The sequence below is a fragment of the Bradyrhizobium neotropicale genome (genome assembly GCF_001641695.1).
Lineage (GTDB): Bacteria > Pseudomonadota > Alphaproteobacteria > Rhizobiales > Xanthobacteraceae > Bradyrhizobium > Bradyrhizobium neotropicale.
The window spans coordinates 75,949-101,654 of record NZ_LSEF01000090.1; the positions used below are offsets into that span (position 1 = coordinate 75,949).

At 65.6% G+C, this 25,706-nt stretch carries 22 protein-coding genes and 1 pseudogene; 16 read left to right on the top strand and 7 right to left on the bottom strand.

The window, feature by feature from the left end; translation table 11 throughout:
• Window positions 1–169: 169 nt before the first annotated feature.
• From AXW67_RS29470 to AXW67_RS29480, 3 genes and pseudogenes are all read right to left on the bottom strand, one after another.
• Window positions 170–1,564 (bottom strand): M20/M25/M40 family metallo-hydrolase, encoded by a 1,395-nt coding sequence (locus AXW67_RS29470; RefSeq protein WP_063680717.1) that lies wholly within the window; start codon window positions 1,562–1,564, stop codon window positions 170–172.
• Window positions 1,512–2,902, bottom strand: a pseudogene (locus AXW67_RS29475) (glycosyltransferase family 87 protein). The gene AXW67_RS29470 and the pseudogene AXW67_RS29475 overlap by 53 nt, the downstream one beginning before the upstream one ends.
• 139 nt (window positions 2,903–3,041) lie before the next feature.
• Window positions 3,042–4,661, bottom strand: coding sequence for a helicase HerA-like domain-containing protein (locus tag AXW67_RS29480; protein WP_063680718.1), 1,620 nt, complete (start codon window positions 4,659–4,661; stop codon window positions 3,042–3,044).
• Between the two features lie 353 nt (window positions 4,662–5,014).
• On the opposite strand from AXW67_RS29480, the gene AXW67_RS29485 reads away from it, so the two are divergent.
• From AXW67_RS29485 to AXW67_RS29555, 15 genes are all read left to right on the top strand, one after another.
• Complete coding sequence (locus AXW67_RS29485) at window positions 5,015–5,380, top strand: hypothetical protein (RefSeq protein ID WP_027550468.1); 366 nt, start codon at window positions 5,015–5,017, stop codon at window positions 5,378–5,380.
• A 24-nt stretch (window positions 5,381–5,404) separates the two neighbouring features.
• A complete protein-coding gene (locus tag AXW67_RS29490; protein WP_063680719.1) occupies window positions 5,405–5,812 on the top strand; it encodes a DUF4332 domain-containing protein in 408 nt (135 codons plus the stop codon).
• A 262-nt stretch (window positions 5,813–6,074) separates the two neighbouring features.
• Window positions 6,075–6,935: a dihydropteroate synthase gene (gene folP / locus AXW67_RS29495; RefSeq protein ID WP_063680720.1), complete on the top strand. Its 861-nt coding sequence runs from the start codon at window positions 6,075–6,077 to the stop codon at window positions 6,933–6,935.
• Window positions 6,932–7,300 (top strand): dihydroneopterin aldolase, encoded by a 369-nt coding sequence (gene folB / locus AXW67_RS29500; RefSeq protein ID WP_027550465.1) that lies wholly within the window; start codon window positions 6,932–6,934, stop codon window positions 7,298–7,300. The genes folP and folB overlap by 4 nt, the downstream gene beginning before the upstream one ends.
• The gene (folK, locus tag AXW67_RS29505) at window positions 7,300–7,791 is read left to right on the top strand and encodes a 2-amino-4-hydroxy-6-hydroxymethyldihydropteridine diphosphokinase (protein WP_063680721.1); all 492 of its coding nucleotides are present in this window, start codon (window positions 7,300–7,302) and stop codon (window positions 7,789–7,791) included. The genes folB and folK overlap by 1 nt, the downstream gene beginning before the upstream one ends.
• Window positions 7,792–7,866: 75 nt before the next feature.
• A complete protein-coding gene (locus tag AXW67_RS29510; protein WP_063680722.1) occupies window positions 7,867–9,735 on the top strand; it encodes a methylmalonyl-CoA mutase family protein in 1,869 nt (622 codons plus the stop codon).
• A complete protein-coding gene (locus tag AXW67_RS29515) occupies window positions 9,735–10,199 on the top strand; it encodes a GFA family protein (protein ID WP_027550462.1) in 465 nt (154 codons plus the stop codon). Before AXW67_RS29510 ends, AXW67_RS29515 begins: the two co-directional genes overlap by 1 nt.
• Before the next feature lie 32 nt (window positions 10,200–10,231).
• Complete coding sequence (scpA, locus tag AXW67_RS29520; RefSeq protein WP_063680723.1) at window positions 10,232–12,388, top strand: methylmalonyl-CoA mutase; 2,157 nt, start codon at window positions 10,232–10,234, stop codon at window positions 12,386–12,388.
• 170 nt (window positions 12,389–12,558) lie between these two features.
• Window positions 12,559–13,386: an RsiV family protein gene (locus AXW67_RS29525; RefSeq protein ID WP_063680724.1), complete on the top strand. Its 828-nt coding sequence runs from the start codon at window positions 12,559–12,561 to the stop codon at window positions 13,384–13,386.
• Between the two features lie 131 nt (window positions 13,387–13,517).
• Complete coding sequence (locus tag AXW67_RS29530; RefSeq protein ID WP_063680725.1) at window positions 13,518–14,510, top strand: tripartite tricarboxylate transporter substrate binding protein; 993 nt, start codon at window positions 13,518–13,520, stop codon at window positions 14,508–14,510.
• Between the two features lie 99 nt (window positions 14,511–14,609).
• A complete protein-coding gene (locus tag AXW67_RS29535) occupies window positions 14,610–15,104 on the top strand; it encodes a tripartite tricarboxylate transporter TctB family protein (RefSeq protein WP_027550458.1) in 495 nt (164 codons plus the stop codon).
• A gap of 3 nt (window positions 15,105–15,107) precedes the next feature.
• Window positions 15,108–16,619 carry a tripartite tricarboxylate transporter permease gene (locus tag AXW67_RS29540; RefSeq protein ID WP_063680726.1) on the top strand — a complete coding sequence of 504 codons (1,512 nt, stop codon included), beginning with the start codon at window positions 15,108–15,110 and terminating at the stop codon, window positions 16,617–16,619.
• A gap of 51 nt (window positions 16,620–16,670) precedes the next feature.
• The gene (gene meaB / locus AXW67_RS29545) at window positions 16,671–17,660 is read left to right on the top strand and encodes a methylmalonyl Co-A mutase-associated GTPase MeaB (protein WP_063680727.1); all 990 of its coding nucleotides are present in this window, start codon (window positions 16,671–16,673) and stop codon (window positions 17,658–17,660) included.
• Window positions 17,657–18,310 (top strand): pyroglutamyl-peptidase I, encoded by a 654-nt coding sequence (locus AXW67_RS29550; protein WP_063680728.1) that lies wholly within the window; start codon window positions 17,657–17,659, stop codon window positions 18,308–18,310. The genes meaB and AXW67_RS29550 overlap by 4 nt, the downstream gene beginning before the upstream one ends.
• A 253-nt stretch (window positions 18,311–18,563) precedes the next feature.
• Window positions 18,564–19,934, top strand: a complete 1,371-nt coding sequence (locus AXW67_RS29555) for a TIGR03808 family TAT-translocated repetitive protein (protein ID WP_063680729.1) — start codon at window positions 18,564–18,566, stop codon at window positions 19,932–19,934.
• Window positions 19,935–20,076: 142 nt separating this feature from the next.
• On the opposite strand, the gene AXW67_RS29560 is transcribed toward AXW67_RS29555, so the two are convergent.
• The 4 genes from AXW67_RS29560 to AXW67_RS29575 form a co-directional block, all read right to left on the bottom strand.
• Window positions 20,077–20,643 carry a TIGR03809 family protein gene (locus tag AXW67_RS29560; RefSeq protein ID WP_063680964.1) on the bottom strand — a complete coding sequence of 189 codons (567 nt, stop codon included), beginning with the start codon at window positions 20,641–20,643 and terminating at the stop codon, window positions 20,077–20,079.
• A 500-nt stretch (window positions 20,644–21,143) separates the two neighbouring features.
• Window positions 21,144–22,829, bottom strand: coding sequence for a S8 family serine peptidase (locus AXW67_RS29565; RefSeq protein ID WP_063680730.1), 1,686 nt, complete (start codon window positions 22,827–22,829; stop codon window positions 21,144–21,146).
• Between the two features lie 16 nt (window positions 22,830–22,845).
• Entirely contained in the window at window positions 22,846–23,541 is a 696-nt protein-coding gene (locus AXW67_RS29570) for a hypothetical protein (protein WP_027550451.1), read from the bottom strand.
• The gene (locus tag AXW67_RS29575; RefSeq protein ID WP_027550450.1) at window positions 23,538–24,107 is read right to left on the bottom strand and encodes a sigma-70 family RNA polymerase sigma factor; all 570 of its coding nucleotides are present in this window, start codon (window positions 24,105–24,107) and stop codon (window positions 23,538–23,540) included. The genes AXW67_RS29570 and AXW67_RS29575 overlap by 4 nt, the downstream gene beginning before the upstream one ends.
• Window positions 24,108–24,545: 438 nt before the next feature.
• Between AXW67_RS29575 and AXW67_RS29580 the strand changes: the two genes are divergently transcribed.
• Complete coding sequence (locus AXW67_RS29580; protein WP_063680731.1) at window positions 24,546–25,703, top strand: GGDEF domain-containing protein; 1,158 nt, start codon at window positions 24,546–24,548, stop codon at window positions 25,701–25,703.
• Window positions 25,704–25,706: the final 3 nt, after the last annotated feature.

Genomic DNA, 25,706 nt, shown 5'->3' on the forward strand with positions numbered 1-25,706 from the left:
TGAAACGCCGTCCAATCCCGGGCGGCGTTTTTATTTTGTGCGCTCTTCGTAGGGTCGGCAAAGCGAAGCGTAACCCACTACTTTTGTCGCCGCGCGAGAAGAGGTGGGTTACGCCTAGCGGACTGCGCTTCGCGCAGCCGCAGGGCTAAACCACCCTACACACGGCGCCCTATTTCACATCCGCCAGCGCGGCGAGGATGCGGGCCCAGGAGCGGATACCCTTCTGGAAGCTCTTCAGGTCGTACTTCTCGTTCGGCGAGTGGATGTTGTCGTCATCCAGCCCGAAGCCGACCAGCAGCGAATCCAGCCCGAGCGTGCGCTTGAAGTCGGCGACGATCGGGATCGAGGCGCCTGAGCCCATCAGCACGGTCTCCTTGCCCCATTCGTCGGTCAGCGCCTTGCTGGCGGCGGCGAGCGGCTTCATGTTCCAGTCGAGCGCGACCGCGGGCGCGGCGGAATGGTCGCCGAACTCGACCTTGCAATCCCTCGGAATCCGCGCCGACACGTAATCGCGGAAGGCCTTGCGGATCCTCGCGGGATCCTGCCCCTGAACCAACCGGAACGACACCTTCGCCGACGCGTGCGACGGAATCACCGTCTTGGAGCCTTCACCGATATAGCCGCCCCAGATGCCGTTGACGTCGCAGGTCGGACGCGTGGACGCCTGCTCGACCAGGAGCCTGCCCTTCTCGCCGGCCGGGATCGACAGCCCAACCGGCTTGAGGAACGTCTCCGGCGTGAAGGCGAGCTTCTTCCACTGCTCCAGGACGTCCGGCGGCGTATCCTTCACACCATCATAGAAGCCGGGAATGGTGATGCGGTTGTCGTCGTCGAACAACCCGCCGAGAATTTTGGTCAGCAGGCGGATCGGATTCATCGCGGTGCCGCCGAACACGCCGGAATGCAGGTCGCGATTGGCGGCGGTGATCTTCACCTCTTCATAGAGCAGGCCGCGCAGCGACGTCGTGATCGCCGGCGTGTTCGGGTCCCACATGCCGGTGTCGCAGACCAGCACATAGTCGGCCTTGAACTCGTCCTTGTTGGCTTCGATGAACGGCACGAAGTTCTTCGAGCCGACCTCCTCCTCGCCTTCGATCAGGAAGGTGATGTCGATCGGCAGCGAGCCCGTCACCTTCTTCCAGGCGCGGCAGGCCTCGACGAAGGTCATCACCTGCCCTTTGTCGTCCTCGGCCCCGCGCGCGACGATGATCTTGCGGCCATCGGCGTGATCGGTGACGACGGGCTCGAACGGCGGTCGGTGCCAGAGATCGAGCGGATCGACCGGCTGCACGTCGTAATGGCCATAGAACAGCACATGAGGCCGCCCGCCCACCTTGCTTCTGCCGACAACGGCGGGATGACCGGCGGTCGGCCGGACCTCGGTCGCGACGCCGAGGCTTGCGATGTCCTTGGCCAGATGCTCAGCCGCGGCCTTGCAATCCTTGGCGAAGGCCGGATCGGCCGAGATCGACTTGATCCGCAGCAGCGCGAACAGGCGCTCGAGGCTGTTGTCAAAATCCTTGTCGATATGGTCGAGCACGGACTGGAGCTGCGCGTTGGACATTGGCGTGTTCCTGATTGCGGGCCTGCGGTTTTAGCCCTGCTGCGGCGCCGGGACCAGCGCAACGGGCGGATGGCGGATGTGCCAGGCGAGCGCACCAGCGAGAACAGAAGCTGCCACGAAATTGTTACCCCAGGCCTGGATCACCAACGGAAAGAGCGGCAGCGACAGCAGCATCAAGATTCCCGCAGCGCCCAGCGCGATCCAGGTTCCCAGCCTGACACTCGGCCTTTCGTCAAAGGCGGCGCGATGCATCAGCACCGTCATCGGGAAGAACAGCCACATGAAGTAGTATTGCCGCGCCAAGGGCGAGGCGACTGTCATCAGGCAGAAAAGGATGCCCAGCTCCTCGGCATCCGAACGCGCGGTTCGCCGCCGCTGCGACGGCATCACGGCGAGGAAGCCGAGCCCGAGCGCGACCGAGACCGCGAGCACGATCCAGTTCGCCGTCTTGTAGTCGACGTCGATGACATTCATCGTGCGCGGCGGCTTGGCGGGATCGTCCTGATTCCAGTTGATCGGTCGCACCAGCCGATGGGTCATCGCAATGACGGACTGGTTGACCCACGACCAGTTCTGCTCGTCGCGCTGGCCAAAACCCTTTTCGGAGCTCGAGCCGACCATGCCCTGATACCACGTCTTCAGTTCGGCCGCGTTGCGCTCGAAGCCGCGAATGGGCCCCGGCACGGCATAGAGAAGGATGCCGGTGAAGGCGATCATGCTGACAACGGCAGCCCACTGCCGCCGCCAGACGAGATAAGGCAGCACCGCGACCGGAAACACCTTGATGGCGGTGGCAAGCGCGAACATGAAGCCCGCGAGCCAGGACCTCTGGTGCTGCAGGCTCCAGAAGCCGTAGAGCATCATCGCCAGCAACAAGAGGTTCGGCTGGCCGAGATCGAACATGTCGAACACGAAGGTCACGGTGACGACAGCCGGCAGCGCCTCCAGCCAGCGGCCGGGCGTGCGGCCGGAGCCGGTCATGGCATTCGAGAATATCCCCGTGTACCACCACGCCACCGCGTTCAGGATCGACAGCACGACGTAGAGTGGAATCCTGCCGAACCAGCTCGGGATCGCGAGCAGGATCGCCGGCAGCGGCGGGTAGATGTATTCGAACGGCTGCGTGACGTCGGGATAGAGCGCCCCGCCCTGCAGCACCTGCTGGCCGGCCCAGTACCACAGCCCATAGTCCTTGGTCTTGCCGTGGCCGAATATCTCGGGGACCAGCACGTCGGCGGTCAAGAGGACGCAGCAGAACAGGAAAAGCAGATCGAGCGGAGCGCGTAGCGACGGACGTCTGAGCGCGCCAAGCTTATTGGGAGAATGGGTCGCGGTCACAATGCCTTCGATCTGCAGCCAGCAAGGTGTCGATATATGTCTATTAAAACTCCGGCCGCAAGTAGATCCCTCTCCCGGCTGGCGGGTAGAGGCGAATTACGGCGGCATAAGAGTCGCTTCAAAAAATGTCCGACCCTGCCTACCGGCGCAGCAATCCGCCGAGGGCACCGCGAACGAGCGCGCGGCCGACCGAGCTGCCGAGCTGGCCGCCAACCGACTTGCCGAGGTCGGCCACGACGCCGCCGACCACCTTATCGGTGACCGTGCGCGTCACGTCGCGCGCGATGCGCTGGCCGGCTGTCAGCCGGCCGCGTCCGGTGTTGGTGCCGAAGATGGTGCCGACGATCGAGCCGATCTGGCCGAGGATGCCGCCGCCCTCGCCTCCCGTGCCGTCCGCCGCCGGCGCGGTGCCGGCGATGCGCTTCTGCAGGATCTCATAGGCGGATTCGGAATCGATCGCGGTGTCGTATTTGCCCTTCACGGGGCTTGCATCCATGATCGTCTTGCGCTCCTCCGGCGTGATCGGTCCGATGCGCGCCGATGGCGGCCGGATCATCACCCGCTCGACCATCGCCGGCGTGCCATTGCCTTCGAGGAAGGACACCAGCGCCTCGCCCTTGCCGAGCTCCATGATTACCTTCGCGGTGTCGAGCTTCGGGTTGGGCCGGAAGGTCTGGGCGGCGGCGGCGACCGCCTTCTGATCACGCGGAGTGAAGGCGCGCAGCGCATGCTGCACCCGGTTGCCCAATTGCCCGAGCACGCGATCGGGCACGTCGATCGGATTCTGCGTCACGAAATAGACGCCGACGCCCTTTGAGCGGATCAGGCGCACCACCTGTTCGATCTTGTCCATCAGCGCCTTCGGCGCGTCATTGAACAACAGATGCGCCTCGTCGAAGAAGAACACCAGCTTCGGCTTGGGCAGGTCGCCGGCCTCCGGCAGCTCCTCGAACAGCTCCGACAGCATCCAGAGCAGGAATGTCGCATAGAGCCGCGGGCTCTGGAGCAGCTTGTCGGCAACGAGGATGTTGACCATGCCGCGTCCGTCGCGGTCGGTCTTCATGAAGTCCTTCAGCGTCAGCGCCGGCTCGCCGAAGAACTTCGTGCCGCCCTGGTTCTCGAGCACGAGGAGCTGGCGCTGAATGGTGCCGACGGTGGCCTTGGTGACGTTGCCAAAACCCTGGGCGGCTTTCCTGATGGGCGCGAGCGGATCCTCCTCCGCGTCCGGCCCCTTCTTGCCGCTGTCCGGCACGATCGCGTCCAGAAGCGCCCGCAAATCCTTCATGTCGATCAGGGCGAGCCCGTTGTCGTCGGCAACACGGAAGGCGACGTTGAGCACGCCTTCCTGCACGTCGTTGAGATCGAGCATCCGCGCCAGCAGCAGCGGCCCCATCTCGGTCACGGTGGCGCGGACCGGGTGGCCCTGTTCGCCGAACACATCCCAAAACACCGTCGAGAACTGGTCCGGCTGGAACGTCAGTCCCATGTCAGCGGCGCGCTTGAGAATGAAGTCCTTGGCCTCGCCGACCTCGGAGATGCCGGAGAGGTCGCCCTTGATATCGGCTGCGAACACCGGAACACCGGCGCGCGCAAATCCTTCCGCCATGACCTGCAGCGAGACCGTCTTGCCGGTTCCGGTTGCACCGGTGACGAGGCCGTGGCGATTGGCGAGTGCCAGCGTCAGCCAGGCTGGCTCGTTTCCCTTGCCGACGAAAATCTTGTCGTCGGTATCGCCGAGCTTGCTGTCCTGTGCCGTCATAAGTCTCTTGCCTCGTTTGCCTCGGCATGTTCGCGTATTGAAACGCAAACGCACCAGTTCCGTAGTTTAACGCATGTTGTGAGCCGATTAAAACGGTTCAACGCGCCGTTCGTATGCGACATTGTCGGAAGATGAGTGCATCTCATCCGCCAAAAGTCGGAATGACCAGTTCGCACCGCGGCAATTTTTCGCTGATTCCATCTCCGCTCTTGCATTGCTGCAACACTTTTCGCGCGATTGGAGATGAATCGCGACGCCGCCTGCGTTCGTCGCTTGAATTTCGCATCGCACCGGCTCAAGATCATTCCGGAAAATAAAACTCCGGCATGTGAACCGGCTGAGGGGCAGGCCATATGGACGAGCTGATCGGACGGCTGGCGACAAACGCCAGCATCGATAGTGCTGTCGCTGAAAAAACCGTCGGCATTATCCTGGGCTTCCTCCGCAGCGAGGGGCCTTCCGATAGCGTCCAGGCGCTGATCGAACAGATTCCGGGCGCAGAAGCGGCGATCGAGGCGTCCAAGAGCGGCGGCGGACTGTCGCGACTGATGGGCGGCGGCCTCATGGCGGTCGGCACGCGCCTGATGAGCCTGGGGCTCGGCATGTCCGACATCCAGAAGGTCGCCCGTGAACTTTTTCGCTTCGGCCGAGACAAAATCGGAGCGGATCAGATGGGCAAGATCATCGCGGGGACGCCGGGCCTCAGCCAGTTCGCCTGAAGCGCGCAGTGCATATCGAGTAGCATGACATATCCCATCTCCGATATTGAGGGTCTGCCGGCCTTCGCCGCCAGCAAGCTGAAGGCGCAAGGTATTCGCACCACCGACGCCCTGCTCGAAGCGGCCAGCACCGCCAAGGGCCGCAAGACGCTTTCCGCCAAGACCGGCATCAGCGAGCAGCAATTGCTGGAATGGGCCAACGTCTCCGACTACATGCGCATTCCCGGCATGGGCAGGGCCAAGGTCGGCCTGGTCCGCGCGGCCGGCGTCACCACCGTGCGCGAGCTCGCTTATCGCAACCCGGCAAGGCTGGCCCAGAGCATGCGCGAAGCGAACGAGAAGAAGAAGCTCGTCCGCATCCTGCCGTCGGAAAAGTCGGTCGGCGACATCATCGCCAAGGCCAAGAAGCTGGCGCCGAAGATTACATATTAGAGCCAACGCTCGCACTATACGAACGTGGGCAACGGCCCTCGCGATCGTCGTGAAGCACCCAAGCACCCCCAGCATCATGGCCGTGCTTGACGACGGAGCGTATGGCGGCAAATACCATCCAGATCGTCATTGCGAGCGCAGCGAAGCAATCCCGGGTCTTTCCGCGGTGAGTGTCTGGATTGCTTCGCTGCGCTCGCAATGACGGAGCCAGGGTACCCCATCCGTCTTGACTCCCCCTGCCCGACCGCGCAAATCGGGCCGCATGAACACCTCGCCCTCCCCATCCGTCGCGCCGGCCGCCTCTGCCGGGCTTGGTGTGCTGCGGACGCTGCTCGGACGGCCAATCCCGGCGGTGATGGGCGTGCTCAACGTCACCCCGGATTCCTTTTCCGACGGCGGGCAGTTCATCACGCCCGACCTGGCGCTGGCGCGGGCGCGGGCAATGATCGCTGATGGCGTCGACATCATCGACATCGGCGCCGAATCCACCCGCCCCTACACGGGTGCCCAGCCGGTGACCGCGGCGGACGAGCTCGGACGCTTGAAGCCGGTGCTGGCCAGGGTGGCGGCGCTCGGCGTGCCCGTGTCGATCGACAGCATGAAGGCAGAGGTCGTGGCTTTCGCGCTCGACCAGGGCGCTGCGATCGCCAACGATGTCTGGGGCCTGCAACGGGACGCCGGCATGGCGCCGCTGATCGCCGCGCGAAATGTCCCCGTCATCGTCATGCACAATCGCGACAGTGTCGATCCCGCCATCGACATCGTGCAGGACATGATCGCATTCTTTCAGCGCTCGCTCGACATCGCGGCGAAGGCCGGCATCGCGCGCGACATGATCGTGCTCGATCCCGGCATTGGCTTCGGCAAGACGCCCGAGCAGAGCATGACGGCGCTGGCGCGGCTCGACGAACTCGGCACGTTCGGCCTGCCGATTCTGGTCGGCGCCTCGCGCAAGCGCTTCATCGCCTCGGTGTCGCCGTCGGAGCCGCAGGAGCGGCTCGCCGGCTCGATCGCCGCCCATCTCCTTGCCGCACAGCGCGGCGCGAAGATCATTCGCACCCACGACGTCGCCGAGACCCTGCAGGCCTTGCGTGTCGCGGCCGCAATCGAGAGCAAGCAATGACCGATACGATCTTCGTCACCGGCCTGTCGATCCATGCCCGCCACGGCGTGATGGACCACGAAACCGAGGTCGGCCAGCGCTTTGTGATCGATCTCGAACTCTATACCGACCTGTCGGAGCCGTCGCGCACCGACCGGCTCGCCGATACGGTGTCTTACGCCGAAGTCGTGGCGACCACGACGGCAGCGTTCAAGAACACCAACTACAAGCTGCTGGAGCGCGCGGCCGGCGCGGTCGCCGACGCCATCCTGTCGCACTTCCCGCGCATCCGCGCGGTGAAGGTCACCGTGCACAAGCCGCATGCCCCGATCGCGGCGATCTTCGACGACGTCGGCATCATGCTGACGCGGTCTCGGCATCCCTGATGGCGAGCGCCCTGATCGCACTCGGCGGCAATGTCGGCGATGTCCGCGCGACGTTCAAGAAGGCGATCGCCCATATCTGCGGCATGGCGCAAGCCGCACTGATCGCCCGCTCGGCGGATTATGCGACCCCGCCCTGGGGCGACGCAGACCAGGATCCCTTCATCAACGCCTGCATTGAGATCGAGACGAGCCTCGATCCGCATGCGCTGCTGTTCGTGCTGCAGAAGGTCGAGCAGAAATTCGGCCGCATGCGGACCCGGGAGCGGCGCTGGGGGCCGCGCACGCTCGATCTCGACATGATCGCCTATGACGATGTGTCGCTGCAGACGCCCGACCTGACGCTGCCGCATCCGCGCCTGTTCGATCGCGCCTTCGTGCTGGTGCCGCTCGCCGAAATCGCGCCGGACCGCGTGATCGGCGGCATCCGTGTGCGCGACGGGCTGGCCAGCATCTCAACGCAAGGAATTGAGCGGCTTTCGGATACCGGCTAACAAGAAAACAACCGTTTGCAGGGACGGCTGGCCGTGGCAATTTCGCCGCCGAACAACAAGGATTTTTGGGACCTAATGACCTCCGTGACTGACGACCTGCCGCTTGCGGCCGAGTTTCCCAAGGCGCAGTACGAGGACTGGCGCAAGCTGGTCGATGGCGTGCTGAAGGGCGCGCCGTTCGAGAAGCTGGTCGGCAAGACCTATGACGGGCTCAAGATCGATCCGCTCTATCAGCGCGCCAAGGACGTGGCGCCCGTGCCAGGACGGCCCGCGGCGGCGCCGTGGCAGATCATGCAGCGGATCGATCATCCCGACGCCGTACTCGCGAACGCGCAGGCGCTCACCGATCTCGAGAACGGCGCCACGGGGCTCGCGCTCGCGTTCGCCGGCGGCAATGGCAGCTACGGCTTTGGCCTGGAACCGACCGCGGATGCCGTCGCAAAGGTCTTGAAAGACGTTCATCTCGATGCCGGCATCGGCATCGAGATCCAGGTCGGTCCGCAATCGCGGATGGCGGCGATCCATGTCGCCGAATACGTCAAGGGCAAGGGCATCGATCCCGCCGCCTGCGACATCCGCTTCGGGCTCGATCCGCTCGCGGCCGGCGCAGCGTGGGGCCACAGCCCCTACACCTGGGAGGAGATCGTTCCGGCCGTCACCGGCGCCATCAAGGGCCTCGCCGCGCTCGGCTTCAAGGGGCCGTTCGCATCAGGCGACGGGCGCGTGATCCATGATGCCGGCGGCTCGGAGGTCCAGGAACTCGCCTTCGTACTTGCCTGTGGCGTCGCTTACTTGCGCGCGATCGAAAGCGCTGGCGTTCCGCTCGAGCAGGCGCAGGGCATGGTCTATGCGCGGCTCGCCGCCGACGCCGACCAGTTCCTGACCATGGCAAAATTCCGCGCGCTGCGGCTGCTCTGGGCACGCATCGAGCAGGCCTGCGGTCTGACACCCAAGCCGCTGTTCGTCGCCGCCGACACCGCCTGGCGCATGCTGACGCAGCGCGATCCCTATGTGAACATGCTGCGCGCGACCATGGCGACATTCGCCGCGGGGCTCGCCGGGGCCAACGCGATCACGGTGCTGCCGCACACGCTGGCGCTTGGGCTACCCGATCCCTTTGCGCGGCGCGTGGCGCGCAACACGCAGCTTCTGCTGCTTGAGGAAAGCAATCTCGCAAAAGTCTCTGATCCCGCGGCCGGCGCCGGCGGCATCGAGACGCTGACGGCGCAGCTTAGTGAAGCGGCCTGGGCGCTGTTCCAGGAGAGCGAAAGAGCCGGCGGCGCCTTTGCCGCGCTTCAGCAAGGTCTTTTCCAGGGCAAGGTCGCGGCCGCGCGCAAGGCGCGTGAGGCCAACATCGCAAAACGCCGCGACGTGCTGACCGGCGCCAGCGAGTTTCCGAACCTGCATGAGAGCGTGACGGTCGTGCTCAAGGCTACGCCGGTCGCGCTGCCGCCCTATGGCGAGCAGAAATACAAGTTCGAAGCGCTGCCGCCGATCCGGCTGGCGCAACCGTTCGAAGCGCTTCGCGACAAATCGGATGCGGCGTTGAAAGCGCACGGCACGCGGCCGAGGGTGTTCCTGGCCAATCTCGGCACACCCGCCGATTTCACGGCACGCGCAACCTTTGCGAAAAGCTTCTTCGAAGCCGGTGGAATTCAGGCCATCGATAGCGAGGGCTTTGCCGATCCAGCCGAGCTTGCGACCGCCTTCAAGGCCTCCGGCGCCGGGTTCGTCTGCCTTTGTTCCAGCGACAAGGTCTATACGGGCCAGGCGGAAGCCGCGGCGCAGGCCCTGCAACAGGCCGGCGCAGCACATATCTATCTGGCTGGCCGTCCCACTGATGCCGAGGCGGCCGTGCGCGCGGCCGGCGTCAGCGGCTTCATCTTCGCAGGCGCCGATGCGCTTGCGACGCTGCAAGACGCCTATCGACGGATGGAACAGTGATGACCGAAGCAGGCAAACCAGTTCTCACCGGCGGCTGCCAATGCGGCGCGGTGCGCTTTGCGGTGACGGCGGCACCGACCCGGATCTCGATCTGCCATTGCCGCATGTGCCAGAAGGCGAGCGGCGCTCCGTTCGCCTCCTTTGCCGACATCAACAAGACCGATTTCGCCTGGACCAAGGGCTCGCCCTCGGCGTTCCGCTCCTCCTCGATCGCGGAGCGCGATTTCTGCCCGGCCTGCGGCACGCCGCTCAGCTTCCGTCGCATCGATGGCGACCGGGTCGAGATCATGACCGGCGCCTTCGACCACCCCGATCGGGTGGCACCGACGCGGCAGTATGGAACCGAATCCCGCCTCGGCTGGGTGGTTGGCATCGCCAATCTGCCGAGCCAGACCACGCAGCAGAATTACGGACCGGAGAAGATGGCGACCATCGTCAGCCATCAGCATCCGGACCATGATTAGCTTACGCGCTCACCTCTGATATGGTTGGAACCATGAGCCGCATTCCCAATTTCGCCGATGTCGCCTTCGAAAGGGCTGCGAGCGCCGCACCGACCGGCAGCGCCGAGCCCTGGCTGACGCCCGAGGGCATCCTGGTCAAGCCCGCCTATGGCGAGGCCGATCTTGCCGGCGTCGATTTCCTCGAGACGTTCCCGGGCGTCGCGCCCTACCTGCGCGGCCCCTACCCGACCATGTATGTCAACCAGCCCTGGACGGTCCGGCAATATGCCGGCTTCTCCACGGCGGAAGACTCCAACGCGTTCTATCGCCGCAACCTCGCGGCGGGACAGAAGGGCCTCTCGGTCGCCTTCGATCTCGCAACCCATCGCGGCTACGATTCCGATCATCCGCGCGTCGCCGGCGACGTCGGCATGGCGGGCGTCGCGATCGATTCCATCTACGACATGCGCACGCTGTTCGCGGGCATCCCGCTCGACCAGATGAGCGTGTCCATGACCATGAACGGCGCGGTGCTGCCGATCCTCGCGCTGTTCGTTGCGGCCGCGGGCGAACAGGGCGTGCCGCCGGAAAAACTCTCGGGCACCATTCAGAACGACATTCTGAAAGAGTTCATGGTGCGCAACACCTACATCTATCCGCCCGCGCCCTCGATGCGGATCATCTCCGACATCTTTGCGTACACCTCGCAGAAAATGCCGAAGTACAATTCGATCTCGATCTCCGGCTATCACATGCAGGAAGCCGGCGCGACGCAGGATCTCGAGCTCGCCTATACGCTGGCCGACGGCGTCGAATATCTTCGCGCCGGTCTTGCCGCAGGGCTCGACGTCGATCGCTTCGCGCCACGGCTGTCGTTCTTCTGGGCGATCGGCATGAACTTCTTCATGGAAGTCGCCAAGATGCGCGCCGCGCGGCTGCTCTGGGCAAAGCTGCTGAAACCATTCGGGCCGAAGGACCCGCGCTCGCTCTCGCTGCGCACGCATTGTCAGACCTCGGGCTGGTCGCTGACCGCGCAGGATGTCTTCAACAACGTGATGCGCACGACGGTGGAGGCAATGGCGGCCACCCAGGGCCACACCCAGTCGCTGCACACCAACGCGCTCGACGAAGCCCTGGCGCTGCCGACCGATTTTTCGGCACGCATCGCTCGCAACACCCAGCTCTTCCTTCAGCAGGAGAGCGGCACCACCCGCATCATCGATCCCTGGGGTGGGTCCTATTATGTCGAGCGCCTCACGCGCGACCTCGCCGCCAAGGCGTGGAGCCATATTCAGGAAGTCGAGGAGCTCGGCGGCATGGCGAAAGCCATCGAGGCCGGGGTGCCGAAGCTGCGCATCGAGGAGGCGTCCGCCAAGACGCAGGCGCGCATCGATGCCGGCAAGCAGGCGGTGATCGGCGTCAACAAGTACAAGCCTTCAGACGAAGTGCCGATCGAGATCCTGAAGGTCGACAACACCAACGTTCGCCGGCTCCAGATCGACAAGCTGACGCGGCTCAAATCCGAGCGCAGCCAGAAGGACGTCGACGCCGCGCTCGCCGCGCTGACGCGCTCGGCCGGCGAAGGCAACGGCAATCTGCTCGCGCTCGCGATCGACGCGGCGCGCGCGAAGGCGACCGTCGGCGAAATTTCGGACGCGATGGAGAAGGTGTTCGGCCGGCACCGCGCCGAGATCAGGTCCATCACCGGCGTCTACAAGCGGGAGGCGTCCAGCATGGGTAACCAGGTCGAGAAGGTGCAGGCGCTGATCGATGCGTTCGAGGAGGCGGAAGGCCGCCGCCCGCGCATCCTCGTCGCCAAGATCGGCCAGGACGGCCACGACCGCGGCCAGAAGGTGATCGCCTCCGCGTTCGCCGATATCGGCTTCGACGTCGACATCGGGCCGCTGTTCGCCACCGCCGACGAAGCCGCGCGACAGGCGGTCGAGAACGACGTCCACATCCTCGGCGTCTCTTCACTCGCGGCCGCCCATCTCACCGCCGTGCCGGAATTGAAGGCGGCCCTGAAGAAGCAGGGCCGCGACGACATCATGATCATCGTGGGCGGCGTGGTCCCGCCGCAGGATTATGACGCGCTCCATGCAGCCGGCGCCGAAGCCATCTTCCCGCCGGGCACAGTGATTGCCGACGCCGCCGAGGAGCTGATCCGCAAGCTCAACGCCCGGCTCGGGCACAGCGAGGCGGCGGAGTAGTTCACCGCCGCTCGGCACTCTGCATCAAACCGGCAGGCCCGTTGCCGCGACCAATCTTCACGACCCGGTGTTCGCACCGGGCGTTCTGCACCGGTTCATCCTGTGATGTTATGCCGTGGCAGATGTTCGGCCGCCGCCCTGGCGGCCTTTCGGAAGGCGCATGAAAATTCATGAATACTGATGTGACACACCATCGTGCAACTGCGCGCGCAGGGCTGCTCCTGCACACGATCGCGATCCTCTCGGCTATCGCTGCGATCTCCACAGCCTCCCCCACCTACGCCGCCGATCCCAAGCCCGACGCCGAGATCAAGACCAAGAGCATCGAGGCGCGCGTGCTGCTCGACGACAGGATCAAGGCGGATGCGGCGCTGGCGGCGGATTGCCTCGCCGAAGGCAAGAAATGGCTCGACAAGAACGCGACTGAATCTGCCGCCTCGCGCAAGCAGGACCCGCAGTTCTTCAAGGACGGCGGCTGGGATTTCGAGCGCAAGTACACCATCCGCTCGGTCGTCGCCGACCGCTATGTGAGCGTCCTGCGCCATGACTACATGGATACCCACGGCGCCCACCCCAATTCCGACGTGAACACGATCCTGTGGGACAAGACCGAGAACAAGCGCATCTCGATCCGCCCGTTCTTCACCGAGACCGCCGACAACGGCCCGACCATGAAGGCGATGGTGAAAGCCGTGATCGCCTCGCTCAAAATCGAAAAGAAGAAGCGTGACACCAGCGAGACCGCGACCGACGAGTGGTTCAAGGACGTCGCGCCGAGCCTGCTCAAGATCGGCGCGGTGACGCTGGCGCCATCGACTGAGGCAGGCAAGAGCTCCGGCCTCACCTTCCACTATCCGCCCTACGCCGTCGGCCCCTACGCCGAGGGCGAATATGTCGCCTTCGTGCCCTGGGAGACGCTGAAACCGTACCTTGCGGCGGATGGCGCGCGCATCTTCGGCGGCGCACGGCCGAAGGGCGATGAGGATGACGGTCAGTGACCACGCTTTGAGCTGCACGTTGTTGCTCACAAGGCAGTGGTAGCGCTACCTTGCGGCGGCGCTGCAAAGCCGACTAGAATGCCGCCATCGACAAGAGCGCCCGACATTACGGGCGCCGCTGGGAGGCATTCATGTCCAAGCTCACCCGCCGCGCTTTCGCGGCCTCGTCCGCTGCTGTCGCAGCATCCGCCGCTTTCGGTTTCAAGCCCGCGCTCGCGCAAGCCTATCCGGCACGGCCGGTCACCGTGATCGTGCCCTGGGGCGCCGGCGGCGGCACGGATGCCACCGCGCGCATTGTCGCAGCACTGCTGGAAAAGGATCTCGGCCAGCCCTTCAACGTCGTCAACCGCACCGGCGGGTCTGGCGTGGTGGGTCACACTGCGATCGCGACTGCCCAGCCGGACGGCTACACCATCGGCATGCTCACCGTCGAAATCTCGATGATGCACTGGCAGGGCCTGACCGACCTGACGCCGCGGAGCTACACCCCGCTGGCGCTGATGAACGAGGACCCGCCGGGTATCCAGGTCTCGTCCTCCTCGCCCTACAAGACGGTCAAGGACCTCGCCGACGCGATCAAGGCCGCGCCTCCCGGCAAGTTCAAGGCCTCCGGCACCGGCCAGGGCGGCATCTGGCATCTCGCGCTGGTCGGCTGGATGCAGGCGATGGGCCTGCCCGCCAACCAGGTGGCCTGGGTGCCCTCGAACGGCGCAGCACCTGCGATGCAGGATCTCGCCGCCGGCGGCCTCGACCTCACCACGTGCTCGGTGCCGGAAGCCCGCGCCATCATCGAGGCGGGCAAGGCGAGAAGCCTTGCCATCATGGCGCCCGCGCGCAATCCGATCTTCCCCGACGTGCCGACGCTGAAGGAGTCGATGGGCGTCAACTACGCCACCGGCGCCTGGCGCGGCATCGGCGCGCCGAAGAACCTGCCGCCGGAGATCACGGCAAAACTCACCGCGGCGCTGAAGAAGGTTTACGACTCCGCCGAGTTCAAGGATTTCATGAGCAATCGCGGCTTCGGCACGGTGTGGGGCGACGGCGGCCAGTTCGGCAGCTTCATGGACAAGGGTGACGCTCAGATGGGCGAAGCGATGAAGGCTGCCGGCCTGACGAAGGCGTAATCTCGCATCGGCTCACCGGCATGATCTCGGGCCCGCACACTCTGCTCACCTCTCCCCGCAAGCGGGGAGAGGGAGAACTTCTCTCATAGGACTCCTCCCATGCGTCTTCCCGACTCCGTCACGGGATCGTTTCTCGTCGCACTCGGCGCGGCGGCGGCCTATGGCGGCTGGATCCTGCCGCCGGTGCCGGGCCAGCCGGTCGGCCCCAACGTATTTCCGCTCGTGATCGGTGTGGGCCTTGCGCTGTGCGGGCTCGCGATCGTGTTCGGCATTGGCCATTCCTTCGAGGAGGAGGAAGAGCTGATCCCGATCGAGGACGGCCAGGCCGCCGCCGCGCCGCCACCGCAAAACAAGCTCTACAGCCTGCGCGCCTTGCTGCCGCCGGCACTCTTGCTGTTCTACGTCTTCGCAGCCGACCGGCTCGGATTCATCATCACCGCGGCGGTCATGGTCTACGTGACCTCGACCGCGCTCGGCGCGAAGTGGAAGCTCGCGCTGCCGCTCGCGGCGCTGTCACCCTTCGCCATCCATCTCATCTTCGGCAAGCTGCTGCGCGTGCCGCTGCCCGCCGGCCTGTTGCCGACGCCCTGGTGATCCATGCTGAAAACCCTGATTGATGCGTTCGCGCTGATCTCCACCTGGGAGGTCGTCATCGCGATGTTCGCAGCCTCCGTGTACGGGCTCGTCATCGGCTCACTGCCGGGCCTGTCGGCGACGATGGCGACCGCCCTGCTCGTCCCCGTCACCTTCTACCTGTCGCCGATCGCGGCGATCGCGACCATCGTCGCGGCGTCCTCGATGGCGATCTTTTCCGGCGACATCCCCGGCGCGCTCTTGCGCATTCCCGGTACGCCCGCCTCTGCCGCCTATGCGGACGAAGCCTACGCCATGACCCGAAAGGGCCAGGCCGAGCTCGCGCTCGGAGCCGGCGTGTGGTTCTCCGCGGTCGGCGGCATCGCCGGCGTGCTGTCGCTGATGATCCTGGCGCCGCCGCTGGCCGAGATCGCGCTGTCGTTCTCGACCTTCGAATATTTCTGGCTTGCCCTGCTCGGCCTGATGTGCGCGACGCTGGTGGCGCGCTCCTCGCCGGTGAAGGCGATCGCCGGCATGTTCATCGGCCTGCTCGTCTCCTGCATCGGCATCGAGAATCCCGGCGGCGTGCCGCGCTTCACCTTCGGCATCACCGATCTGTTCGGCGGCATCGAGCCGATCCCGGCGCTGGTCGGCGTCTTCGCGGTGGCGCAGGTGATGCGCGCGATGCTAACGCCCGAGCCGCCGCCGCTGCCGCGGCGAAAGTTCGGGAGCATCATGGCCGGCCAGTGGTCGCTGACCAGGAAATACCACTGGCAGATGACGCGCGGGAACATCGTCGGCATCATCATCGGCGTGCTGCCGGGAGCGGGCGCCGACATGGCCGCCTGGGTCTCATACGCGATGTCGAAGCGCTTCTCCAAGGAGCCGCAAAAGTTCGGCACCGGCCATGTCGAGGGCCTGGTCGAGGCGGGCGCCAGCAACAATGCCAGCATCGCCTCGGGCTGGGTGCCCTCGCTGCTGTTCGGCATACCCGGCGACACCATCGCGGCGATCGCGATCGGCGTGCTCTACATGAAGGGGCTCAATCCGGGCCCGACGCTGTTCACCGAGAAAGCGTCGAGCATGTACGCGATCTATCTGATGTTCATCATCGCGAACATTCTGATGATCCCGCTCGGCATCGCCATGATCCGGGTCGCGGCCTACATCCTGCTGGCGCCGCGCTCCACCGTGATGCCGATCATCATGCTCTGCTGCGCGGTCGGCTCGTTCGCGATCGGCAACAACATGTTCGGCGTCGTCACCGTCGCCGCCTTTGGCGTGATCGGCTACGTGATGGAGGCAAACGGCTATCCCGTGGCCGCCATGGTGCTCGGCATCGTCATGGGCACCATGGTCGAGCAGGCCTTCGTCACCTCGCTGATCAAGTCCGACGGCAGCATCTTGCCGTTCTTCGAGCGCCCGGTTGCCGCGATCCTCGCCGCCATGGCGATCGGCGCGCTGCTCTGGCCGGTGATGGTGTGGGTGTGGCGGAAGGTGAAACCGGCACAGACGGCGGCGGCAACATCGCGGTGATATGGGGCGAGCAGCCCTCGCCTGCCCCGCCGGGGCGTTGTAAAGCAGGGCATGACTGAGAAGAAGCCCTCGCTGGACACCCAATCCCTCGCACGCGACCTCCGCGCGGGTCACCGCGCCGCGCTGGCGCGCGCCATCACGCTGATCGAGAGCCGGCGCAGCGACCATCAGGCACTGGCGCGCGCGCTGGTGCAGATGCTGTTGCCCGAGACCGGCAAGGCGGTTCGCGTCGGCATCACCGGGTCGCCCGGCGTCGGCAAATCCACCACCATCGATGCGCTCGGCACCTACCTGATCGAGCAGGGCCACAAGGTCGCGGTGCTGGCGGTCGACCCGTCCTCGGCGCGCAGCGGCGGCTCGATCCTCGGCGACAAGATGCGGATGGCGCGGCTCTCGGCCTCCGACCACGCCTTCATCCGCCCCTCGCCGTCCTCCGGGACGCTCGGCGGCGTCGCTGCGAAGACCCGCGAGGCGATGCTGCTGTGCGAGGCGGCCGGCTTCGACGTTGTGCTGGTCGAGACTGTCGGCATCGGCCAGTCGGAAACGGCGGTCTGCGACATGACGGACTTCTTCCTGGCGCTGATGCTGCCGGGCGGCGGCGACGAGCTTCAGGGCATCAAGAAGGGCCTCGTCGAGCTCGCCGACATGATCGCGATCAACAAGGCCGATGGCGACAATCTCAAGCGCGCCAACATCACGGCCGCCGACTATCGCGGCGCACTGCACATCCTCGCGCCCCGCTCGGAGCACTGGCACCCGCCGGTCGTCACCTATTCGGCACTGACGGGCAAGGGCATCGCCGAGCTTTGGCAAAAGATCCTGGATCACCGCAAGGCAATGGGCGCATCCGGCGAGTTCGCGGCGCGACGGCGCGAGCAGCAGGTGAAGTGGATGTGGTCGATGCTTGAGCAGCGCATGCTGGCGCGGCTGCGCACCGAAGCATCCGTGCGCACGAAGGTCAGAAAGATCGAGGCCGAGGTCGCAGATGGTCATCTCACCCCGGCCCTCGCCGCCGAGCATATCCTGGAGTTGCTGCAATGAGCGCAAAGCTCCGCATCCTCCTCACGGGCTTCGGGCCCTTTCCCGGCGCGCCCTACAACCCGACCCAGCCGCTGGTCGCACGATTGGCGCACCTGCGCCGTCCGGCACTCGATGATGTCGAGATCGCAAGCCACATCTTCCCGGTCACCTATGCCGCGATCGACCGGCAACTGCCGGAGGTGCTCGCGAAGGTGAAGCCGGACGCGCTTCTCATGTTCGGCCTCGCAGCACGCACGCCCTTCCTTCGGGTCGAGACCCGCGCGCGCAACGCCGTCACGATGCTCTGGCCCGACGCCGCCAATACGCGCTCGCGCAAGCGTGCCATCGCCGGCAATGCGGACGCGATGATGTTCGGTCCGCACACGGCAAGGCTGCTGCGCGCTGCACGCTTCACCGGCATCGACGCGCGGTCTTCTCGCGATGCCGGCGCCTATCTCTGCAATTATCTGAGCTGGCGCGCGATCGAAGGCGTGAATGCCGGCGGGCCGCGGCTGGCGGCGTTCATCCACATCCCCCTGCTCGCGCGCAGCGGCGCGGTGCGGCGCAAGGGGTTTCCTCGCATCACGCTCGAGGAGCTCGTGGATGCCGGAGAAGCGATGCTGATGGAGATGGTGCAATTGGCGCGGAAGACGCGGAACACGCAGCCGTAGGGTGGGCAAAGGCGCGCTTGCGCCGTGCCCACGACGCATCCAGATCCGCGGCGACGACGGTGGGCACGCTTCCGCCTTCGCTCTTCGAGCTACGGCGGACAAGTCGCTTTGCCCACCCTGCGGCACTACGGCACCTCGCTTGCGTAAACATTTAACCCTACCTCGAACAATCCTTCCGGTCCCGGCCGCCCTGCCGCATTTCTGCGCTACCTAATTCGCGCGGACGCTTCCCGCGTCCGCCGGAGGACGCATCATGGACCTCAACCGCCGCCATCTCATCGGAGCTTCTGCCGCAGGCGTTGCGGGCGCGCTGGCCGTGCGTGCCGACGCCGCGCGCGCAGCGCCACTGACGTCGCTGCTCGGCCGCGACGCCACGCAATATGGGGTGCGGCCCGGCAGCGGCGAGGACCAGACGCGCGCGCTCCAGCGCGCGATCGACGAGGCCGCGCGGGCGCAAATGCCGCTCGCCTTGCCGCCCGGCGTCTACCGCACCGGCCTGTTGCGGCTGCAAAATGGTTCGCAATTGATCGGCGTCCGCGGCGCGACCAAGCTGGTCTTCACCGGCGGGGCCTCGGCCATCCAAAGCGACGGCTCCGATGCGATCGGCCTCACCGGCATCAGGTTCGACGGCGGCGGCATCCCGCTGCCGACGCGGCGCGGCCTGATCCACTGCCTCGGCGGACGCGACGTCCGCATCACGGATTGCGAGATCACGGGCTCGGGCGGCAGCGGCATCTGGCTCGAGCAGGTGTCGGGCGACATCTCCGGCAACATTTTCACCAACATCGCCGTGACGGCCGTGGTCTCGTTCGATGCGAAGGGCCTCAGCGTCTCGCGCAACACCATCATCGGCACCAATGACAACGGCATCGAGATTCTGCGCACCGCGGTTGGCGATGACGGCACACTGGTCGCCGACAACCGCATCGAGGACATCAAGGCCGGCCCCGGCGGCTCAGGCCAGTACGGGAACGCCATCAACGCCTTCCGCGCCGGCAACGTCATTGTGCGCGGTAACCGCATCAAGAATTGCGACTATTCCGCGGTGCGCGGCAATTCGGCCTCGAACATCCACATCACGGACAACAGCGTCAGCGACGTGCGCGAGGTCGCGCTCTATTCCGAGTTCTCGTTCGAGGCCGCCGTGATCGCCAACAACACGGTGGATGGCGCCGCCGTCGGCGTCTCCGTCTGCAATTTCAACGAGGGCGGCCGCATCGCCGTGGTCCAGGGCAACATCATCCGCAACCTGATTCCGAAGCGGCCGATCGGCACGGCGCCGGATGACGATGCCGGCGTCGGCATCTACGTTGAGGCGGATTCGTCGGTGACCGGCAACGTGATCGAGAACGCGCCGTCCTACGGCATCGTCGCCGGCTGGGGCAAATATCTGCGCGACGTCGTGATCTCGGGCAACGTGATCCGCAAGGCGCTCGCCGGTGTCGGCATCTCGGTCGTGCCCGGCGCAGGCACGGCGCTCGTCAACAACAACATGATCTCAGAGACCCCGCGCGGCGCCGTGGTCGGGCTCGACCATGCGCGCGTGGTGACGGGGGATTTGTCCGCGGACGGCGCCCAGCGCTTTGCGCAGGTGGTAATCGGCGGGAATGCGGTGCGGCGGTAGATGCGCAAGCAGTCTGCTCGCTGCGCCTTGGCGCGGCGGGCCGATGGCCGTTCATCCTTCGAGGCTCGCCCTGCGGTGCTCTGCACTGCAGGGCGAGCACCTTAGGGTGACGGGGCGAGAAACGGCGGTCTTCCTCCCGACGCTAAAACGCGTTGCGCAGCAGCGGGTATCTGGCTTCGATGCCGTCAAGGCTGAGGGTGAATTCGACGACGCGCTCCGGTGCTGCGACGACGTCGGCGGCGGGCGGCGAGAAGGTCGGCAGGAACGTCGCAATCCGCGCGCCCGGTGCGGTTGGAGCGGCCGGTGCGATGGGAGCGAGGGGTGCAATTGGAGCGATCGGGGCTTCGGTAATCTCGGCGAGCACGTCCGGCGTGGGGTCGAGTGCGACCGGCACGGCCGTTTCACGCGCGATGTGCACGGCCTTCGGCTGCACGGTCTGGGCCTGCTCGCGCGGAGCCATGCGCGGCATGGTGGCCGGAGACCAGCCGAACGCGGGCGTCACGCTCGCCGCGGCCGCCTGCACGTCCCCGCCAATCGCAATCGCGCGCCAAGTCTGGAGCGCGCGCTTGGCTTCCTGGATGTTTTCGAGGAATGCGAGCTCCGAGTGATAGCGGCGCCAGCGCCCGGTCTCGAACATTTCGGTGAGATGTCCCAGCCGCTGCTCGGCGAGCGCGCACCAGCGCTCTGCAACGTCGCGGCGGCAAGCCACGCCTTGGCGATGTGTCATGAACCAGCCCGTCAGGAGAAAATACGGACGCGGGGGACGCAACGCTCACGAATCAATTTAGACGCGACATGAATATTTTGTGGAAAAGTTTTGACTTGTCCAGCAACGACGCGGTCTTCGTCGTCAAACACCGTAGTCGTGCGGAGATTTTGTGTGATTTGGAGTCAAGCTTCACACAAGCATAGCGGTCTTGCGGCGTAGCGGCAGAAGCAACGACGAGGGACCGCCATCGCCAGCTCAACCAGAAGCTGACCGGAGCGGCGCTTCAAGAAAGCAACCCCCAAAAGAAAAGACCCGTCCGGGGGGACAACCGGACGGGTCGAGCCATATGGGCGCTTGGGGTGGATGGGCGCTCGCGCCTGATATGACCTATGGGGAGGGATGACCGCTCCCACATATTTTGGTCGTGGCAGCGGGCTGAACGTTCAACGCGGGGTTCGATTTTTTAACCTTCTCGCCGCGTGCAACTTTGTCGCAAGCGTCTATCGCGCTGCCGGCCTATCCGTCTGGGAAACCGTCGATTTATCGTCCGCGCTCGACAGCGATGGCTGCTCGATCGCGCGGATTCCAGGCTCCTCGCGACGCCCCTCGCCGCCTTCACGTTTTGTTGTACCGGACGCGGCGGCAACGGGGCTCGCATTGTCGGACGGAATGGCCGTCACAGCCGCGTAGGCGTCGGCCTCGCCGTCGCCGAACAGATCATCACGACCGGGTGAACCGAGGTCGTGCGCAGTCTTCGCGAGCGTCATGCGCAGCGCTTCCGGCTTCAGAGCGTTGTTGCGCTCCAGGAGCAGGGCCGCGACGCCGGAGACATAGGCAGCCGAGAACGAGGTGCCCGACGTCATCTGATACTTGCCGTCCGGCGCCGGCAGGAAGATGTCGACGCCGGGCGCCGCAAGCGCGATGTAGTTGCCGCGGTTGGAGGCGGTGAACAGCTTGTCCTGCTGATCCGTCGCACTGACCGCGATCACATTGGGATTGGCGGCGGGATAGAGCGGCGGCGATTTCGCACCGGCATTGCCCGCGGCCGCGACCAGGACGAGACCGCGTGCGGCAGTTGCCGCGATGGCGCGCTCGATCACTGCGTCCTTCGGACCGGCAAAGCTCATGTTGACGATCTGCGCGCCGTGCTCGGCGGCGTAGTTCAGCGATCGCAGGATGATGTAGGAAGAGCTCTCGGCGCCGCCCGTGGTGCCACCGAAGGCGCGGATGGCGATGATGCGCGCTTCCGGCGCGCTGCCCATCAGCCGCCCATGGGCGACGATGGCGCCGGCGATGCCGGTGCCGTGGACATGCGGGCCTTCGGAGCTGCCGAGCGCATCGAAATTGTCGGCGATGGAATTGGCGAGTTCGGGATGCTTCGCATCGATCCCGGAATCGATCACCGCGACCGTGACGTTGGCGCCGTGCACCAGCGCGTGGGCCTGCGGTAGCCGGAGCTTCGCCAGCGCATATTGCGCGGGATCGCCCTCGGTCGGCGCCGCCACCTTCTGGTCCTGGAGCAGGTAGCGATAGTTCGGCTGGAGCGAGCGCACGCTGCCGTCGGCGGCGAACTCGCGCCGCACCGTGTCATAGGGCCGGCCGTCGGCGATGCGGAAAAGGCCGACCGTGGCGCCAATCAGCGGGAAATTCTCCGAGGCGACGCGCCTCAAGCCGTGCCGCCGGGCCAGCTCGTCGGCCTCGGCCAGCGAGAGCGCGCCGTCGATCTCGGCGACGAACTCGTTGGCGAAGGTGCGCGGGTTTGCGGCGACGGGCGTGTTGTTGCCGCGCCCCTTGCCGGCGCTCTTTTTGCCCGACTTGCCGCTGCCGCCGCCATCCCCGTTCGACTGCGCGAGGCACTCGCCGTCGGCGTCACGATAGGGCGCGGTGCAGGCGGGATAGAGGTTCGGCGAGTAGCGCACATACGGCCGCACCGGGATCGGTCCCATCCGCGCCGACAGCCGGGGCGTGGTGCCGCCCCCGTTCGGGCCGCGGTCGACGCTCATGGCCCTTGCTGCAATGCCCGGACTGATGGTCGGCGTACGCGAGGGAACACTGATCGTGGGCGTGCGCATGATCGCCTGCGCATGGGCGACCTCGATGTCGAGCGAGGTGGCAAGGAGAAGCACGGCGCCCACGGATGATGCGCAGGCCCCTGCTCTCACCCCGCTCTCGAATTTGCGCGTCATCGGCTCGAGGGCGCCCTTAGGGCGCCGCAACGGCGAGGTTGACGAACTTCTCGCGCTGCATCCGGCCGAGCAGCGCGGTCAGCTCGTCCTGGCTCATCGCCTTGTCGAACTGAAGGCGGAACATGCCGCCCTTGGCACTGTCGATGATCGAGGCCTGGTAGCTGTCGAGCAGCGACGTGATGTCGGCCACCCGCGCCTCCGGCGTGAAGCGCACCAGCGCACGCGCTGGCGTCGCAGTGGATCCGCCGAGCTCGCGCGTAATCGGGGCGGTCGAGAGCGACGCCGTCTGGAAGGTTGAAGGTTGGGTCTTCATCAGCACCGCGCCGATGATGCCGGCTTGCAGTACCAGCGCAATCGCGCCGAGGCTCGCCGACCAGGCCAGAGTGCGCGGCGACAGGCCCGCGAAGAAGGTCGAGATCCGCGCCGACAGCGGCAACGAGCCGGTCGTGCGCGAGGGCTCGGCGTCGATCGCCGAGAACAGCTTCTGCATCGCGCGCGCCGACGGTGCGCCGAGGCTCTCGTTCAGATGGATCGTCTCTTCGTACTCGCCGCGGATCGCGGCATATTGCCGGGCGAGCTCGGGATCACGCGCGAGCGCTTCTTCGACGCGGCGGGCGTCGCGCGCATTCAGCGTGCCGGCGGCATGCCACGGCAGCAGCATTTCAATTTCACTGGGCTCTTGCTCCAGCATCTTCTTGCTCAAAGCCATCATGGCCAGCCTCGCTCAACGCCGGCTGCCTTCAGCAGTTCGGCCAGTTTCTTGCGCGCATAGAACAGGCGCGTCTTTACCGTGTTCTCCGGTATTCCGACGATCTCGGCCACCTCCTCCACGGACTTCTCGTGGTAGTAGACAAGATCGACGATTTCCCGATGTTCCGGCGAAAGTGACGTCAGGCACTCCCGCAACGCTTCACTGGTATCCTTCTTCTGCACCGCCGTTTCCGGATCGTCGGACGAATCCTCGATCGCGTTGGCAGCTTCGTCGTCCAACTCGAGGTCCTTCCTGCGCCGGAGCGCAGACAGGGCCTTGAATCGGGTGATTGCCAGCAGCCAGGTGGAAACAGCGGATCGGCCCTCGAACTTGCCGGCCTGACGCCAGACGTCGAGAAACACCTCGCTTATGAGGTCCTCCGCCACCTGTTCGTCGCGCACGAGCCTGAGCCCGAAGCGATACACCCTGACATGATGCCGCCCGTACAGCACCTGCATGGCGAGCCGGTCGCCTTGAGCGATCCTGGCGATCAGGACCTCGTCCGAAGCCGCCTGTGTCACGCTCAAAGGCCGTCTCGCAAGGTTGGTCGGGTCGAAACGGCGGACGGTTCGACGGGAGGCGCAAGATTCTTCAGCTTACCGCAGACATACGGGGCCCTGTGTGATCTACCCCACATACGCGTATTTTCCTTTCGCCGCCCGCGGCGGTTGGCCGCCCTGCTCCGTATCGGTAACATAATACTGAAAAACTTTCCTGCGGAGTGCCTGTCGGGCGCACGCGGCCCGACCAAAGCTCGATCCATGGCAGCAGCCCTGCACGACGTATGTCTCACGAACCCCTGCTTTGGCTCGACCGATCGTCAACGATCCCTAATCGCTCACTAAATTTCGTGTCGGATCAAGGCCATTTGCCAGCGCAACGAGCCCGGATTCGCAAGGCGAGGATACCAAACCTAAAGGCTTGCCACGTAGATTTTTGGACCGACACCCACCAACGGCGAGAGCATGAGCACGGCCGCGACGTCCCTCCCGGACCGGAATGCCGCAGAAGCCGCGGAGCTTGCGCGGGCGCCCGACGCGACGGCGCCGGAGGTGCGCGCGCGACGGATGCGGCAGCGGCGGCAGATGTATGTCGGCCAGGTCGTGAGCTATTCGCTCGGCGCGTCGGTCCTGCTGCTCTACGCCCATGACGGCGCGATTTCGATGGCCGTGCCATCGCTGTTCTGGTTCGGCGGCCTGATGATCATCGGCACGTTCGCCGTGCTGTCTGAATCCGGCTTCGGCGACCAGTTCGAGGACCATTACCTCACCGTCTTCCAGATCTCGGCGCATATGGCGCTGCAGATGATCTTCCTGCTCGCGGTGCCGACGGTCGGGGTCGCCTTCATCAGCGTGCTGTTCCTGATCTTCGCGTTCGGCACGCTGCGCATGACCTCGCGCCAGGCGATGCTCACCTGGAGCCTGGCGACCGCCGGGCTCGCATTCGTCTTCCTGGTCTCGGACCTGCCGATCGGACTGCCCGTCGCAACGCGTCTCGAGCGGACCGCCTCGATGCTGTGTTTCGTGCTCGTGATCGGCCAGTGTGCCTTCCTCGGCCTGTTCGGCAGCACGCTGCGCAAGATCCTGTACCGGCGCAGCATCGAGCTGAAGGCCGCCTATCAGCGCATCGAGGAGCTCGCCGAGCTCGACGAGCTCACCGGCTCCTATAACCGCCGCTGCATCATGCGGCTGCTCGACGCCGAGATCGAGCGATCGCGCGAGACGGCAAAATCCTTTGCGATCGCGCTGATCGATCTCGACTGGTTCAAGCGCATCAACGACGCCCACGGCCATCCCGTCGGCGACGAGGTGCTGCGCACCTTCGCGATCACCATTTTCGCCAATATCGGTCCGGAAGACCGCTTCGGCCGCTACGGCGGCGAGGAATTTTTGCTGCTGCTTCCGAACACGCGAGCCGACGCCGCCGCGCGGATGCTCGAGCGGCTGCGCGGGATCGTCGCCGATCTCGACTGGAATACATTCTCCTCCGGCATGAACGTGACGATTTCCGCCGGCGTCGCCTCGCTGCGCGACAACGATACTGCCGACTCATTTCTCGCGCGCGCCGACAGCGCGCTCTATTCCGCCAAGGCGCAAGGGCGCAACCGAATTGCAACGAGCTGACCA